The 1,485-nt window shown below is 37.0% G+C and carries 2 protein-coding genes; both read left to right on the forward strand.

What is annotated here, in order from left to right:
* Positions 1 to 227: 227 nt before the first annotated feature.
* Positions 228 to 692, forward strand: coding sequence for a DUF2690 domain-containing protein (locus AC1DUW_RS28610; RefSeq protein ID WP_477644156.1), 465 nt, complete (start codon positions 228 to 230; stop codon positions 690 to 692).
* A gap of 90 nt (positions 693 to 782) precedes the next feature.
* Complete coding sequence (locus AC1DUW_RS28615; protein ID WP_407946285.1) at positions 783 to 1,223, forward strand: YjfA family protein; 441 nt, start codon at positions 783 to 785, stop codon at positions 1,221 to 1,223.
* Positions 1,224 to 1,485 lie beyond the last annotated feature (262 nt).

Raw genomic sequence — 1,485 nt, forward strand, 5'->3', positions numbered from 1 at the left:
ATAAAAAGTTGTAAAACTAAGAACTTTTTATAATCAAAAGCTCATGAGGACAGTTAGTTTTACGTCTGTTTTACAGATGAAAAGACGAGACATATCAGACTGTAAGAGCAGTAACAAAAACCGTCCGTAAAGTATTTCATAAATTTAGGGAATTTTACACTTACAGAAATATCCCATAATTGTAATATAAAGGGTGAATGAATTTCATGAAGGGAATGATTGATGCAATGAAAAGAATGGTTTTATGTATTTCATTGACTTTTGTAGCTTTTTTTGTCCTTTTTGGCTCCCTTGATTTCTTTACCAACAAGGCATCTGCAGAAACCCACGCCTATGATGGAAAAAGCCCTTACTACAATAGTTGTGCGGCTAGTGCGGTTACGAAGAAGAATTTGAAAATTTATGCAAACGGTGCTTCTGCAAATTTAGAGTTGAAATTCAGTACAACTTGCAAAACCGCTTGGGCAAAGATTACTCTAAGCAGGCCAGCTAAAACTGACGGAGAGGCAACGGCATTAGTCKTCCGGAACACTTATAATACACACTTTAGTTGTGCATCTCCTGGAGGAAATGGGGAGATTAATAAAGGTCAAACAACATGTTATACACCTATGGTATATGATTTAGATCCGCGAAAAGCGAAAGCAGTTGCATTTTGGCCATATACGGCAGGTGAAACCGGCTGGTATTAATGATAAAGCAAAAGCCTTCTTCTACTTTTATGTAAAGAAAGGATGAATGACTTGAATCATAAACTTAAAATGATAGGTTTATCGTTAGTAATGATGTTGTCGATGTTCGTTATTGATTTTTTTATATTTGGGAATAATCAAGCACTAGCCGAAAATCATAATTATGATGGAAAAAGCCCTACCTATAATAGTTGTGCAAACTCGGCTGTTACGAAGGATACAAAATGGATTGATTCCGTTTCGTATGTAGAATTGAAATTCAGCACTACCTGTAAAACTGCCTGGGCGAAAGTTACTGTTACGCGTCCGGCTGTATACAATCATGAAGCGGATGCTAGAATCGTTAGAAGCACAGATGGTAAAGCTTATACGTGTAACAGCACAGGAGGAAATGGTGTTGTAAATAAAGGGCAGACCTCATGTTATACACCAATGGTATATGACTTAGACCCGCGCAAGGCACAGGCCCAGGGGATACATGCTATCCCTAATAGTGACGCCTATAAGAAAGCGGTAACTATTTGGTATTAGTAGTGGTCTTTGATCATCATATAATGATTAGATGATAAATATTTCTTCAGAACAAGCCTAGCTCTTTTTTGTGTGTGGATTTGTCAACCGAGAGCCATTCCATTTGAACTGCACCCCAATTGTTAGACAACATCTAATAATTGGAGGTGCAGTTTTTTTGACTAAATATACGATAGACGAAAAATCACATGCAGTTTTAGAGTACTTAGAAGGGAAAAAATCCTATAAATCCATTGCACAAGAAAGAAATGTAGGTTTATCC

The organism is Peribacillus sp. P4_C12, assembly GCF_056402095.1.

What these genes read in the sequence shown, in the direction of transcription:
- AC1DUW_RS28615 (WP_407946285.1), top strand. Translation starts at nt 783, where the DNA reads ATGATGTTGTCGATGTTCGTTATTGATTTTTTTATATTTGGGAATAAT.